Source organism: Halogeometricum sp. CBA1124 (assembly GCF_009741955.1).
GTDB classification, from domain to species: Archaea; Halobacteriota; Halobacteria; order Halobacteriales; family Haloferacaceae; genus Halogeometricum; species Halogeometricum rufum.
In genome coordinates, this window is the sequence record NZ_WPCD01000106.1 from 1 (window position 1) to 12630 (window position 12630).

9 protein-coding genes and 3 pseudogenes are annotated in these 12630 nt (G+C 67.6%); 6 read left to right on the forward strand and 6 right to left on the reverse strand.

The features are described 5' to 3' along the window. The 3 genes and pseudogenes from GJ632_RS12985 to GJ632_RS12995 form a co-directional block, all read left to right on the forward strand. Positions 1–452 (forward strand): AEC family transporter (locus tag GJ632_RS12985; protein WP_197427991.1); only part of this gene is annotated, 452 nt, incomplete at its 5' end. Between the two features lie 71 nt (positions 453–523). Continuing rightward, positions 524–1384 (forward strand): S-methyl-5'-thioadenosine phosphorylase, encoded by an 861-nt coding sequence (gene mtnP, locus GJ632_RS12990; RefSeq protein ID WP_089805021.1) that lies wholly within the window; start codon positions 524–526, stop codon positions 1382–1384. 68 nt (positions 1385–1452) lie between these two features. After that, positions 1453–2690, forward strand: a pseudogene (locus tag GJ632_RS12995) (ABC transporter substrate-binding protein). 82 nt (positions 2691–2772) lie between these two features. On the opposite strand, the gene GJ632_RS13000 reads toward GJ632_RS12995, so the two are convergent. The 5 genes and pseudogenes from GJ632_RS13000 to GJ632_RS13020 all read right to left on the reverse strand — a co-directional run bounded on the left by GJ632_RS13000 (position 2773) and on the right by GJ632_RS13020 (position 9421). Further along, entirely contained in the window at positions 2773–3243 is a 471-nt protein-coding gene (locus GJ632_RS13000) for a hypothetical protein (RefSeq protein WP_191453189.1), read from the reverse strand. A gap of 48 nt (positions 3244–3291) precedes the next feature. Next, positions 3292–4212, reverse strand: coding sequence for a segregation/condensation protein A (locus tag GJ632_RS13005; RefSeq protein WP_191453190.1), 921 nt, complete (start codon positions 4210–4212; stop codon positions 3292–3294). Continuing rightward, positions 4205–7800 (reverse strand): annotated as a pseudogene (smc, locus tag GJ632_RS13010) (chromosome segregation protein SMC). The gene GJ632_RS13005 and the pseudogene smc overlap by 8 nt, the downstream one beginning before the upstream one ends. Before the next feature lie 29 nt (positions 7801–7829). Continuing rightward, complete coding sequence (locus tag GJ632_RS13015; RefSeq protein ID WP_191453191.1) at positions 7830–8318, reverse strand: hypothetical protein; 489 nt, start codon at positions 8316–8318, stop codon at positions 7830–7832. A gap of 134 nt (positions 8319–8452) precedes the next feature. Next, entirely contained in the window at positions 8453–9421 is a 969-nt protein-coding gene (locus GJ632_RS13020; protein ID WP_343161162.1) for an alpha/beta hydrolase, read from the reverse strand. A gap of 137 nt (positions 9422–9558) precedes the next feature. Between GJ632_RS13020 and gatB the strand changes: the two genes are divergently transcribed. Beyond that, positions 9559–11049 (forward strand): Asp-tRNA(Asn)/Glu-tRNA(Gln) amidotransferase subunit GatB, encoded by a 1491-nt coding sequence (gene gatB, locus GJ632_RS13025; RefSeq protein ID WP_089805010.1) that lies wholly within the window; start codon positions 9559–9561, stop codon positions 11047–11049. Positions 11050–11096: 47 nt separating this feature from the next. Here gatB and GJ632_RS13030 read toward each other — a convergent pair whose 3' ends face one another. Then, positions 11097–11666: a response regulator gene (locus GJ632_RS13030; RefSeq protein WP_089804891.1), complete on the reverse strand. Its 570-nt coding sequence runs from the start codon at positions 11664–11666 to the stop codon at positions 11097–11099. Between the two features lie 121 nt (positions 11667–11787). Here GJ632_RS13030 and GJ632_RS13035 point away from each other — a divergent pair, with 121 nt between their 5' ends. Further along, entirely contained in the window at positions 11788–12282 is a 495-nt protein-coding gene (locus GJ632_RS13035) for a hypothetical protein (protein WP_191453193.1), read from the forward strand. Further along, positions 12279–12630 (forward strand): annotated as a pseudogene (locus GJ632_RS13040) (histidine kinase); the annotation flags it as partial. The gene GJ632_RS13035 and the pseudogene GJ632_RS13040, both read left to right, overlap by 4 nt.

Sequence of the window (12630 nt, forward strand, 5' to 3'; positions counted from 1 at the left end):
CCGTCGTCGCCGCTCTCCTCGCGCGGGGACTCGGCGTCGTCCCGCCCGCCGACTCGACGGCGATGGTGACGCTGAAACTCGTCGGCGACGCCTCCATCCCGCTGATGCTGCTCATCGTCGGCGTCCAACTCTCGCGGACCGACGTGGGCGCGACCCTGCGCGAAGTCGGCGTCGCGACGGCGCTGAAGATGGTCGTCGCCCCGGTGGTCGGCCTGGGAGCCGTCCTCGCCGTCGGCATCTCCGACCCGACGGTGGCGAAGACGGTGGTGCTGGAGACAGCGATGCCGGCGGCGGTGACCCCCATCATCCTCGTCGCCGAGTTCTCCGAGGGGACGGTGTCGGGCGTCCCCGTCGCGCAGTTCGTCTCGACTGCCGTCTTCGTCACGACGCTGGTCAGCATCCCCCTCCTCACGGCGGTCATCGCGCTACTGGAGACGGGACTGCTGTTCTGAGCGGCGTGCCACCGACCCGCGCACCCGCCGCGACCCGCCACGTTTTACGTCCTCTCCCCCGCAGGACGAGTATGACCATCGGGTTCATCGGTGGCAGCGGCATCTACGAGGCCCTGCCCCTCAACGACACGCGCACCGTCGACGTCGAGACGCCGTACGGCGAACCCTCCGCACCCCTCACCGTCGGCGAGTTCGGCGACACCGGCCGCGAAGTCGTATTCGTCCCGCGGCACGGTCCGGACCACCAGCGCTCGCCGACGACGCTCCCGTACCGCGCGAACGTCTTCGCCCTGAAGGAGATGGGTGTCACGCACGTCCTCGCGTCGAACGCCGTCGGCAGTCTGCGCGAGGACCTGCCGCCGCAGACGCTCGTGATTCCCGACCAGATATACGACCGGACGAAACACCGCGACCTGACGTTCTTCGACGAGGACGTCGTCGTCCACCAGCCGTTCGCCGACCCCTACTGCGAGGAACTGAACGAGATTCTCGCCGACGCCGCCGAAGACGCGACGGACGCGGACGTGGTCCGCGGCGGCACCTACGTCTGCATCGAGGGGCCGCAGTACTCCACGCGCGCGGAGAGCGAGTTCTACCGCGAACAGGGCTGGGACGTCATCGGGATGACCACCATCCCGGAGGCGAAACTCGCCCGCGAGGCGGAGATGGCGTACGCGACGGTGACCGGCGTCACCGACTACGACGTCTGGAAGGAAGACAGCGAAGTCACCCTCGACGAGGTGCTGAAGAACGCCGCGAAGAACGAGACGGCCATCAAGGAGACGGTGGAGGCGGCTATCGAGGCCATCCCCGAAGACCACGAGTGTCCGTGTCACACCTCGCTGGAGGGGACCATCAACACCCCCGACGAGGCCATCCCCGAGGACGTGAAGTCCGACCTCGGCCCCCTCATCGGCCGCTACGTGGACTGACCGCCCGGAACGCGCCGTTTCACGCGAACCAGAACTCATTTACCTCTGTTTAGGCCTACCTAAAACAGATGGCCGACACACCCACGCGGAGAACGTATCTGAAGCGGACCGGCGCCCTCGTGGGCGCGGGACTCGTCGCCGGTTGTTCCGGCGACTCCGACGCGACCACCGAGACGAGTTCGCCAGCGACCGACTCCGAGACGGCGACGACCGAGGCGGCGACGGCCGAGCAGACCGAATCGGAGACGGCGACGGCGGAGTCGAACTACGCGACCGAACTGGCGCCGGTCGGGAGCGTCACGCTCGATTCGCCCCCCGAGAACGTCTTCACGCACTTCCCGTGGTTCCCGGACATGGCCAGCGCGCTCGGTCGGGGAGACACCGTCAACAGTCTCTGGTGGGAGGGGACCGCCGCGGGCCTCGGCTACTTCACCGCCGAGTTCGACGGCTTCGACGTCGAGTGGGCCGACGAGGCGACCGAGTACGGCTTCTCGAAGGAACGGCTGTACGAACTGGACAGCGACCTCCACCTCGTGGACCCGGCGTGGGTGACGACACAGGACAACTGGACCCGGGACGACGTCGACGAAGTCGCGGACAACGTGGGGCCGTGGCTCGGAAACTACTACAGCAGCTATCACGCCAGCCCCCCGGACGAGTGGGCCGACGAGTACGAGTACTACACGCTGTGGGAGACGTTCGGCCGCGTCGCCGCCCTCTACGGGGAGCGCTCGCGGTACGAAGCGCTCGCGTCCGTTCACGACGACCTCCTCGGGACCATCGAAGACGGGCTCCCGGCGGAGTCGGAGCGGCCGACCGTCGCGTACCTCTCCATCTCGGAGGACCTCTCCTCCATCTACCGGCTCCGTCTGAACGCCCCCGGCTACTGGAACTCCCACACCCGCCCGCTCGGCGCGACGGACGCGTTCGGCGGCGAGGAGTTCTCGGGGCCGTTCGCGCAGGTCGACATGGAGGCGCTGGCAGAGGCCGACCCGGACGTCGTCCTCGCGCTGTGGACGGTCACGGACACGTTCGACTTCGGAACGCTGACGCAGAACCTCGAAGACGACCCGGTCGGCGGGGAACTGACCGCCGTCCAAAACGGCCGGGTGTACCCGCAGGGGACGCGGTGGCAGGGGCCGCTGATGAACCTCTTCCAACTCGAGATGACCGCCAAACAGCTCTACCCCGACCAGTTCGCGCGTGGCCCGAGTACGAGAGCGGCGACGACTATCCCGAGTTCGGGGCCGACGAGCAGTTGTTCGACCACCGACGGGTCGCGGACGTCCTCGCGGGAGACGTCTGACGGCGCTCTCGGCGGGTCTACGCGGCCCCCTTCCGTTCGGGGTCGGGGTCGAGACGGCGGGTCCGAGCGGGTCGGCGACCGGTCAGTTCCGCTCGGATTCGAGGGCGCGTTCGACCGCCGCCGCCGACCCGCCGTCGCCGTGTTCGACGGCGTGACAGTCCCCGCAGTACCAGTTCTCTCCTCCCTCCGTCGTCGCCAGCGGAACCCCGGCGACCACGAACTGTTCGCCGTACCGCCGGCAGACGCCCTCGTCGTCGCGTCCGCCACAGACCGTACACGACGAGACCCGCGCGTCCAGCGTCTCGACGACGCGGTGGAAGCCGAACGCCGTCGGCGGGTAGGCGACGAAGCCGGCGGCGTAGCAGTGCGCCCAGAAGATGGGGAGGTACGCGAGGGCGGCGACGGCGGCCGGCGTCACGAACTCGCCCGCGGGAATCGCTGCCGGACCGGCCGCGAAGACGCCCGCGAGTGCGGCGAACAGCGCCGACGTGAGGAGCGAGACGGCGACGGTGACCCGTCGGAGCGTTCCGGAGAGGAGGGTCTGTGGCGGCACACCCGACGGTACGACGCTGACGGCAAAAAGGTGGCCTGCTCGGCCGGTTCAGTCGGCGATGGCTTCGACCGCTTCCTCTTCTTCTTCGGTCTCCACGCCGTCGTCGCCCGCGTCGTCGGGGTCCACGGCCTCGGGGTCCTGCACCCACAGGTCGCCGAACAGGTCGTCCTGCTGGAGGCGGACGACGCCGCGGTGTGAGAGGAACAGAAGCGAGAGGTACGTCGTCACCGGCGTCGTCGTCACCGTCCGAATCTCCGCGTACAGCACCTCGTCGCGGCCGTTGCCGTAGTGTTCGCGGAGCGCGGCCTCGACGTCGGCTATCGAGGACTCGATGTCCTCGGTGTGGGCCGTCCCCGTCACGTCGGCGGCCGTCGGTTCCTCGTCCGCGCGCAACTCGTCCGCGGAGCGGTAGTCCAGCGTCTGCGTCCCGCGACTGTACCCGCGCGGGGAGTCGGAGGTGTCGTACTCGCGGCGGCGCTTCCACCACGACTCGCGTTCGGCCTCCCGGAGTTCGCGGACGAGTTCGTCCAGCGTCTCGGGGTTGCCGCGGGCGTGCTTGCGCTCCAGTCGGCGGTCCATCTCGGCTTCGAGGGCGTCCACCGGGTCGAAGCCGCCCGGCCCGCCGTCGTCGCCGCCGGCCATCTCGCCGCCGCCCTCCAGCGCCATCTCCCACGGTTCCATCTCCGGTTCCTCCTGCTCGGCGTCGGGTTCCAACAGCGCGTCGGACTTCATCCGGAGCAGGACGGAGGCGTAGAACAGCGCACGCCCGGACGTCCGCAGGTCCGTCGCGTCGAGGCGGTCGAGGAACGCGTCCGTCACCTCGACCACGTCGATGTCCCACGGGTCTATCTCGCCCTCCTCGGCCAGTTGGACGAGCAGTTCGACGGGTTCGACCTCCGAGTCGTCGCCGTCGGGGACGTCCACGTCGTCGGGCATCACCGCCTCGCGGACGGGCGCTCCCTCAGTCATCGGCCGTCGCCTCCGTGGCCTCCTCGTCCTCGTCGTCGCTCAACTGGATGCCGGTCACCGCGCTCACGTTGTCGCCCTGCATCGTGACGCCGATGACGCGTTCGGAGCGCTCCAACAGCGCAGAGCGGTGTGAGACGACGACGAACTGCGCCCGTCCCGCCAAGTCGTCCACCATCTCGCCGACGCGTTCGGCGTTGGCGGCGTCGAGGAACGCGTCCACCTCGTCCAGCGCGTAGAACGGCGCGGGGTTGTGCCGCTGGATGGCGAAGATGAACGCCAGCGCCGTCAGCGACTTCTCGCCGCCGGACATGGCGTCGAGTCGCTGGATGGGCTTGTCGCCGGGCTGGGCCTTCATCGTCAGCCCCTCCTCGAACGGGTCCTCGGGGTTCTCGAGGTGCAACTCGCCGGTCCCGTCGGAGAGGCGTTCGAAGATGTCGGTGAAGTTCTCGTTGATGGCGTCGAACGCCTCCATGAACGTCGCCTTCTTCTGCGCCTCGAACTGCTCGATGCGCTCTTGGATGCCCTGCCGTTCCTCGGCGAGGACGTCGCGACGCTCCTGCATGTCGTCGAGGCTCTCCTGCACCTCGTCGTACTCGTCGATGGCGAGCATGTTGACGGGCTCTAACGACTCCATCTTCCCCGTCAACCGCTGGATGTTCTCCTGCACCTCGTCGTGGTCGGGTATCTCCTCGGGGTCGTAGTCGCCGACCTGCGATTCGAGTTCGTCTATCTCCCACGCGAGGCGTTCGGCGCTCTCCCGGAGGCTCTCGACGCGCGACTCCACCCGGTCGACCGCGTCGCGTTGCTCGTCGCGTTCGGACTTCGCCTCGCGCACGTCCTCGCGGAGGTCCGAGCGCTCGGCCTTCAGCTCCTTCAACTCCGCTTCGAGGTCGGAGACGGCCTCGCGCTTCTCTTCGAGGACGGCCTCTTTCTCCTCGATGGCCGCCTCCGCCTCGCCTATCCGGTCGCGGGCGTCCGCCTTCCGCTCCTGTGCGCTCTCGACCGTCTCGTTCAGGTCCTCGATGGCGTCCTCGGCGTACTCCTGTTCCAGTTGGAGTTCGTTGAGGCGGCCGTCGAGTTCGTCCATCCGGTCCTCGCGCTCTTCGATGTCGGCGCGAATCTCGTCGGCCCGCGCCGTGAGTTCGGGAATCTCCGAGTCCGCCAGTTCGGCCTCCAACTCGTCGATGTCCGACTGCACGTCCGCGATGTCGGCGTCGACGGCGTCGATGTCCTCGTCCAGCGACTGCATCTCCTCGTCCACCTCGGCGCGCTTCTGGCGGAGTTCCTCGATGCGGTCTTCGAGGCGCGTTATCTCGTCTTCTCTCTCCTCGACGCTTTCTTCGGCCCGTTCGATGTCGGCTTCGACCGACCGGACCCGGTCGGCGGCGTCAGAGGCCTTCTCGCGTGCGTCGTCGAGCGTGGACTCGACCTCGCGAATCTCCTGTTCGATGTCGCGCCGGTCGTCTTCGAGGTCCGAAATCTCGACGGCCAGCCGTTCGAGTCGGCCCGACCCGGACTTCGAGAACGAGTAGCGAGAGCCGCCGCCCGAACCGCCGGTCATCGCGCCGGAGCGCTCCACCAGGTCGCCGTCGAGCGTCACCATCCGGTAGTCGCCCATCAGCGACCGGGCCGTCTCCATGTCCTCGACGACGAGCGTCGAACCGAGGACGTACGAGAAGATGGGCTCGTACTCGGCGTCGTACTCCACGATGTTGCGCGCGAAGTCGACGACGCCGGAGCGGTTCGGCTTCGACGGCAGTCCCCGGTCGTCCATCTTCGTGATGGGCAGGAACGTCGCCCGCCCCGCGTTCCGGGACTTCAGGTAGTCGATACAGGAGGAGCCGACGCCGTCGTCGTCGACGACGACGTGCGCGAGACGCCCGCCGGCGGCCGTCTCACACGCCGTCGCGTACTCGCCCGGCACCGAACCGAGTTGGCCGACGGTGCCGTGGACGCCCGACTGTCCGGAGTTGAGGATGGTCGTGACCGCCCGCGGCCACGACGTGTCGCCGTTCTCGCCCGCGCGGGCCTCCAGTTCGGCGTACTCGGACTGCTTCGAGCGCAGGTCCTCCTCCACCTCGTCGAGGTCGGATTTGAGCGCCGAGCGGTCCTCGCGCAGGTCCTCGATGACGCCGTCTATCTTCGCCTTGTTCTTCTCGGCCTTGTCGAGTTCCGAGTGCAGGTCCGAGAGCTTCGCCTTCAACTCCGGCAGTTCCTCGCGGACCTCGGCTATCTTCTCCTGCGTCTCCGAAATCTCCGAGGAGCGTCGTCGGGTGTCGTCGAGGAGCCGGTCTTTCTCGCGCTGGAGGTCGTTCTTCTCCGTCTTCAGTTCTTCCAATCGCGACTTCCGCTCTGCGAGTTCCTCTTTCAGTTCGTCGAACTCGGTGTCCACGCTGGCTATCTCGGCCTCGACTTCGGCGAGTTCGGTCTCCTTGGACTTGATCTCGGATTTGACCGACGCCTTCTCGACCTTGACGCCGCGGATGTCGTCCTCGACGTCGTCTATCTTCTCCTGCTTGCGGTCGAGTTCGACGAACGCCTTCCGGCGTTCGGTCTCGGCCTCGTCGATGCGGTCCTCGGCGGCCTCGATGGCGTTTTCGAGCCTGTCTATCTCGCCTTTGACCGACTCTATCTCCGATTTGATTCGGAGCTGTTCGTCCTCGCCCTTCCGCTCTATCTCCTTCGAGAGTTCCTCTAACTCGGATTCGAGGCGAGAGACCCGACCCTGTCGCGTGTCGAGTTCCTCGCGGAGCGATTCGAGCTTCGTCTCTTTCGCCTCTGCCTTCGACTCCGTCTGCTCTAAGTCGGCGCGCTTGTCCTCCAGTTCGGCGGCCTTGAGGTAGCCTCGTACTCCTCGCGTTCCTCGCGGAGCGACTGGTACTTCAGCGCCGTCTCGCGTTCGTCTTCGAGTTGGTCGAGGCGGGACTGCTTCTCCTCGATTCGCAGGTCCGCCTCGTCGATTCGCTCCTCGACGGCTTCGAGTTCGCCGAAGGCGTCCTCCTTCTTCGCGTCGAACTCGGCGACGCCCGCTATCTCGTCGACGATGCCCCGTCGCTGGTACGGGGTCATGTTGATTATCTCGGTCACGTCGCCCTGCATGACGACGTTGTAACCCTCGGGCGTGATGCCGGCCTGCGCGAGGAGGTCCTGGATGTCCGAGAGGTTACAGGAGCGGCCGTTGAGATAGTAGTACGAGTAGTAGTTGTCGTCCGTCTCCTTCACGCGGCGCTTGACGCGTATCTCGGACACGTCGCCCACGTCGTCGCTGCCGGCGGCGTTGACCACCTGCGAGCGGTCGAGTTTGCCGTCGGCGTTGTCCAGGACGACGGTGACGCTGGCCTCCTTCGTGCCGCCGCCGCGGCCGGCGTCGTCGCCGGCGTGTCCGGGGTTGTAGATGAGGTCCGTCAGTTTCTCCGCTCGGATACCTCGCGTGCGCGCGAGGCCGAGCGCGAACAGCACGCCGTCGATGATGTTCGACTTGCCCGACCCGTTGGGGCCGGTGACCACCGTGAAGTCCTCGTAGAACGGGATTCGGGTCTTGCGCCCGAAGCTCTTGAATCCGTCAAGGACGAGCTCTTTGATGTGCATGGGTTGCTCGTAGGGGCGGAGCCACCCAGTTACGCGACGATGATATCGCTGTCGTCTTCGGCCGACTCCGCCTCGTCCTCACCGTCGGCTTCGTCGGACTTGACTTCGTCGTCCGCGGGTTCGTCCGGTTCCTCGGTCGTCTCGACCGGCGGTTCGGTCGCGTCCGCGTCGATGAAGCTCGCGTCGTCGGAGGGCTGTTGGGACGTCGCGGCCCGGGACTGCGCCTGTGCCGGCGACTCGCGGAGGTGCGGGTCGCGCTCCTCGTCGGCCTCCTCGGCCCCTCGGTTCTCGTCGGTACCGGTCCGTTCGGTCTGTTCGGTTCGCTGCGGTTCCGCGTCGGCGTCCGGTTGGGAGGGCGCGTGGCCCACGGGGCGGGTCCCCGCCGTGAGGTCCACTTCGACCTGGTCTTCGAGGAGACGAACGCGCTCTTTCGTCTCGACCAGTTCCTCGGTCAGGCCGTTGACGGCGGCCTGCAGTTCCGCGACTTTCGACTCGAGTTCCTCCACCCGGTTACTCATGCGTGTATTCCCCGGCCGCTTACACATAAACGTACGTCAGACATACAGACGCGATGTGACAGTTGGGAGTCACGACGTGACGCGATCCGGCGGCGGCGCGCCGGTCCCCGTCAGTTCCGCCTTCAGTAAGCCGTCTACCGGAGGTGTCTGTCGAGGAATCCCTCGGACCAGTCGAGCACCCAGTCGAACTGCTCGTCGAGGACGCGGTGGCCGACGCCGTCGGCGACGACGCACTCCGCGTCGACGCCCGCGTCTTCGAGGCCGTCGTAGAACAGTTCGGAGGCCATCGCGGGCAACACGTCGTCGTCGCCGCCGTGGAGGAGGAGCGTCGGCGGCCCGCCGCCGTCGAGGTGCGTGGAGGGCGACGCGAGTTCGTAGCGCTCCGGAACGTCGCTGCGGGACCCGCCGAGGAACGCCGTCAGTTCGGCCCGGTCGGGCGTGTGTTCGAAGTTGTAGAGTCCGCCGACGCCCACCGTCGCGGCCACCGCGTCGGAGGCGTCAGCGACGGCGTCGGAGACGTGGCTCGGGTCGGGCGCGAGGCGCGAGTCGTCGCCCGTGAGGGCGGCCAGCACCGCGAGGTGGGCCCCCGTCGAGGGGCCGAAGGTGGCGACGCGGTCCGGTGTGACGCCGACGGCGTCGGCGTGGGCGCGGCACCACCGAATCGCCGCCTTCACGTCGCGTATCGCCGCCGGGAACGTCGCCTCGCGACTCGACCGGAAGTCGGGGACGGCGCAGGCGAACCGGCGTTCGGCCAAGGAGAGCGCCACCTGCGTCAGGTCGCGTCGGTCGCCCGCGTGCCAGCCGCCGCCGTGGAGGAGGACGACGAGGGCGCGCCTCGCGCTTGACCCGCCGGCCGGGCGGTAGACGTCGAGCGAGAGGGGTCGCTCCGGCGGCGAGGCGAACGCCACGTCGCGGACGACTTCGACGGGCGGCGAACCGAACGATGGGCGCATCTGTGTCTGTGAACGCGTCGCATCTCGGGAATGAATAGCTTGCGCTTGTTCGCTGTAAGTTGCCCGTCGGGAGAGAGACGAACGTTCTGGACGTATCGGGGGGTTGTGAACATCACGAACGCCCGCCCACGGTGCCCGGCCGGCCGGTATCGGATGGGACTTTCGTGGTGCTTACGCCCGAGAGAGATCTGTCGACACACGCGTTCGGAAGGGCGCGTCAGGCGAACTCCGTCGATTCGAACAGCCGTCCCGTTACTCTTTAGCCGCCTGACGCCAAATCGCGCCTAATGACCGCGAAGGCGCTCTCTCAGCGCGACCTCGCCACCGTCATCGGGCTGGAGGTCCACGTCCAGCTCGAAACGGACACCAAGATATTCTGCGGGTGTTCGACCGACGCGGCCGAGGACGAGGAACCGAACACGCGGACGTGCCCGGTCTGTCTCGGACTCCCCGGCGCACTGCCCGTCCTGAACGAAGGGGCCGTCGAGGCGGCCGTCAAGGTGGGGAAGGCGCTCGACGCCACCGTCGCCGAGCAGACCCGCTTCCACCGGAAGAACTACTACTACCCCGACCTGCCGAAGAACTTCCAGATAACGCAGTACGACGCCCCCATCTGCGCCGACGGGACGCTGGAGGTGTCCGTCGAGGGCGACCGCCGCGAGGTGGGCATCGAACGCGCCCACCTGGAGGAAGACCCCGGCAGCCTCCAGCACAAGGGCGGGAGCATCGACACCGCGGACTACACGCTCGTCAACTACAACCGCGCGGGGACGCCCCTGATGGAGATCGTCACCAAGCCGGACTTCCGCAGTCCGCAGGAGACGCGGGCGTTCCTCGCGAAGTTGGAGGAGGTGCTGGAGTATCTGGGCGTCTTCGATGCGACGCGCGACGGGTCGCTCCGCATCGACGCGAACATCTCGATGGTGCCCGACGACGAAGTGGCCGACGACGGCTCTATCTCCGAGGACGCCCTCGCGTCGGCGAACCGCACCGAGGTGAAGAACATCTCCAGCCACAAGGGCGCGGAGAAGGCCCTCGCCTACGAGGTGACGCGGCAGAAGAACGCCATCGAACGCGGCCGCGCGGTCGAACAGGAGACGCGCCACTGGGACGAGTCGCGCGGCATCACCGTCTCGATGCGCTCGAAGGAGGAGGAGAAGGACTACCGCTACTTCCGCGAGGCCGACCTCCCGCCCCTCGAAGTCGCCGACTGGAAGGAGCGAATCGACATCCCGGAACTCCCCGACGCCCGCCGCGAACGCTTCCAGGCGGAGTACGGACTGGACGCCGAGTCGGCGTCGAAGCTCACCTCCACGAAGGAAGTCGCCGACTTCTACGAGGACGTGGCCGAGGAGTTCGACCCGGACCTCGCGGCGACGTGGGTGGCCGACAACCTCCTCGGCGAACTCAACTACCGTGACATGCAGATTACTGACGTGACCCACCGACTGGACGAGTTCACCCGGCTGGTGGAACTCGTCGCCGAGGGGGAGATTACGACGAAGAACGCCGAGGAGATAGTGCTCCGCCGGATGCTGGACGAGGGCGACGCGCCCGACGAAATCGTCGAGGCGGAGGGGCTGGGCGCGGCCGACGACGACGAAGTCGTCACCGCCGTCTCGGCGGCCATCGAGGAGAACCCCGACGCCGTCGCGGACTACCACGCGGGCGAGGGCGGCGCAATCAACTTCCTCGTCGGTCAGGTGATGCAGAAGACCGGCGGGAGCGCCGACCCCGGCGACGTGAACCAGATGCTCCGCGACGAACTGGACGAGTAGCCCCGTGCGGTCACGCTCGTCGTTCGGGAGCCCCTTCGGCAGCCGCCTCAGCCCCCACGGGAGATGGCCGTGAACGTCTCGACCATCTCCTCGAAGTTCTCCGTGGAGACGGCCAATTCCTCGCGGAGTTCGTCGCTCCGGCGGCGCATCCGGACGTACTCGCTCGCCTCCGCCAGTTGCTCGGGCGAGCGCTCCGATTCGAGAACGGCGAGCTTGGCGGTGAGACTGAAGAACTCCGTCAGCGGATCGTCGTAGGAGGCGGCTTCGAGCTGCTGGTCCACCGCGGCGAACAGGTCCTCCTTGCCGATCGGTTTGCAGAGGTAGTCGTCGAACGGCATGTCGGCGATACCGAACCCCGGGTCGATAGCGGTCACCATGATGACGCGGCAGTCGTACCCTCGGTCCCGGAGTTCCCGCAGCACCTCGTCGCCGGAGAACGGCATCCGACGGTCCAACAACACCACGTCGACCGCGTCGTCCATCGCCGTCAGCGCCTCCTCGCCCCCGTAGGCCGTCCGCACGTCACCGTACCGCTGACGCAGTCTGAGCGCGTACGCGTCGGTCACCTCCCGCTCGTCGTCCACCACCAGAACGGTTCCGTCTCTCGCCTGTGCCATGCTACCACTGACCGAACAAAGGTTGGTCGGTATCCGTGTTATAGCTTCGTGCGGGGCGTCCCGACGACCGGTCGACGCCGCGCCACGAACGCTTATCACGTGGTTTGATAACGAATGACGTATGAGACTGCGGACGAAGTTCGCCGTCGCGTTCGTCGTCGTCACGCTCGTGTTGAGCGCCTCGGTCGTCGCGGCCGTCGAGTTCTACAAGCGCGACGCCGTCGGCGAGTCGCGCGCGGACGTCGACGAGACGGCGACGCGCGTGGCCGACCAGATAGACGCCTCGATCCGGGACCGACGCGACTACGTTGGACTCGTCGCCTCTCGGCCGCAGGCGCGCCAGTTCGACGGCGACGGTCGGTTCCTCGAGGCGTTCCTCGCCAACTCCCGATTTTACGCCGCGCAGGTCGTCGCCGCCAACGGCACCGTCGTCGACTTCCGGGGCGACGTCACGGACGCACAGCGCTCGGCCGTCCTCGGGTCGGATCGGAGCGACGCCGCGTACGTCGAGGCGGCACTCGAGGGCCGGATGTACGTCGCGAGGCCGAACGTCTCGACGGCACCGACGAGTACGTCCTCGTGTTCGCCGCGCCGATATTCGAACGGGGAGCGGTGAAAGGCGTCCTCGCGGGTGCGATCTACCTCGACACCCGGACGACGTTCGACGCGTTGCCACCCCTCGACACCAGCAGACAGACGGTAACCGTCGTCGACGACGGGGCGGAACTCCACGGCGGGAACCGCCGCTTCGAATCGTCCGTCGAGGGCGTCGCGACCGTCGAATCGACGGGGTGGACGGTGACCGTCTCGCAGGACCGGTCGGCGCTTGACGCCAGACTGCGCACGCTGGCGCTGTTTCAGGCCGGCCAGTTGGGGCTCGTCGTGCTGGTGATGGCCGGGTTCGGCTACTGGCAGTACGCCACGAGCCTCCGACAGACCGACCGACTGCTCGACGCGTTCGCCG

Bases quoted from the DNA above. Each gene is read 5' to 3' on its own strand.
- mtnP (WP_089805021.1), top strand. From the start codon at position 524: ATGACCATCGGGTTCATCGGTGGCAGCGGCATCTACGAGGCCCTGCCC.
- GJ632_RS13005 (WP_191453190.1), bottom strand. From the start codon at position 4,212: ATGACTGAGGGAGCGCCCGTCCGCGAGGCGGTGATGCCCGACGACGTG.
- GJ632_RS13015 (WP_191453191.1), bottom strand. From the start codon at position 8,318: ATGAGTAACCGGGTGGAGGAACTCGAGTCGAAAGTCGCGGAACTGCAG.
- gatB (WP_089805010.1), top strand. From the start codon at position 9,559: ATGACCGCGAAGGCGCTCTCTCAGCGCGACCTCGCCACCGTCATCGGG.
- GJ632_RS13030 (WP_089804891.1), bottom strand. From the start codon at position 11,666: ATGGCACAGGCGAGAGACGGAACCGTTCTGGTGGTGGACGACGAGCGG.
- GJ632_RS13035 (WP_191453193.1), top strand. From the start codon at position 11,788: ATGAGACTGCGGACGAAGTTCGCCGTCGCGTTCGTCGTCGTCACGCTC.